At 72.8% G+C, this 437-nt stretch carries 1 pseudogene; it reads left to right on the top strand.

From position 1 onward, the window contains the following. Nucleotides 1-10: 10 nt before the first annotated feature. Nucleotides 11-437, top strand: a pseudogene (locus IH25_RS0136860) (phage distal tail protein); the annotation flags it as partial.

The following is a 437-nucleotide window of genomic DNA, read 5'->3' as shown; positions in this document are numbered from 1 at the left end:
GGGGTGAGCCGTGGCGATCGGTGATCTGGTGACGCGCCCGGGGCACATCCAGTACGGCGAGTTGTTGCTCGGCCCCGGCACCCCCTACCGGTGGCGCACGCTCACCGGGTGGGCTGACCTCCCGCCTCTGGATTCCGGGACCGTGGCCCGCTCGGACGCGCACGGCGCGATTCCGGGCCGGCTGCTGGCGCAGGTGCGTACGGTCACGGTCGAGGACCTGATGATCCGGGCGCCGCGTGATCAGGTCGGCGCGGTGGTCGGCGCGCTGGAGTCGGGCACGGTTCCGGTCGAGGACGAACTCCCGCTGGTGGTGTGGGTGGACGAGCGGGGGCCGCTGCTGGCGTATGCGCGTGCCACGCGGCGGCTCATCCCAACGACGCTCGGCTACCGGCAAGGGGTCATCACGGGCGGCGCGGTTGAGTTGGTCGCCACGGACC

It is taken from the genome of Streptomyces achromogenes subsp. achromogenes (assembly GCF_000720835.1).
Lineage (GTDB): Bacteria > Actinomycetota > Actinomycetes > Streptomycetales > Streptomycetaceae > Streptomyces > Streptomyces achromogenes.
This window is presented reverse-complemented; position numbering and strand designations above follow the sequence as displayed.